Source organism: Microbispora sp. NBRC 16548 (assembly GCF_030268985.1).
Classification (GTDB): Bacteria; Actinomycetota; Actinomycetes; order Streptosporangiales; family Streptosporangiaceae; genus Microbispora; species Microbispora catharanthi.
The window spans coordinates 1-572 of sequence record NZ_BSSF01000068.1; the positions used below are offsets into that span (position 1 = coordinate 1).

1 protein-coding gene is annotated in these 572 nt (G+C 63.6%); it reads left to right on the forward strand.

The genetic code is table 11. From position 1 onward, the window contains the following. Nucleotides 1-63: 63 nt before the first annotated feature. Nucleotides 64-572 (forward strand): family 43 glycosylhydrolase (locus tag QSK36_RS43060; RefSeq protein ID WP_285786442.1); only part of this gene is annotated, 509 nt, incomplete at its 3' end.

The following is a 572-nucleotide window of genomic DNA, read 5'->3' on the forward strand; positions in this document are numbered from 1 at the left end:
CCGTCGCCGTCGGCGAGTCCGACGAACGGGCCGTGGCCGCCGTCGTCGACCTATTCCAACCCGGTGTTGTGGGAGGACCTGGCCGACATCGACGTCTTCCGGGTGGACGACACCTACTACTACTCGGCCTCCACGATGCACTACTCGCCCGGCGCGCCGATCCTGCGCTCCTACGACCTGGTCAACTGGGAATACGCCGGCCACTCGGTGCCCAAGCTCGACTTCGGATCGAAGTACGACCTGAACGGCGGGCGAGCCTACGTCAACGGGGTCTGGGCGTCGTTCCTGAACTACCGCAAGAGCAACAAGACCTTCTACTGGGGCGGCTGCATCGACTTCAGCAAGACCTACATCTACACCGCCACCTCCGTCGAAGGCCCCTGGAACCGGCACACCACGATCAACAAGTGCTACTACGACGCCGGGCTGCTCATCGACGACAACGACACGATGTACGTCTCCTACGGCAACACCAACATCAGCGTGGCCCAGCTGTCGGCCGACGGAAAGACCGAAGTCCGCAGCCAGCAGGTGTTCTCCACCCCCTCCAGCGTGGGCACCCTGGAAGGGTC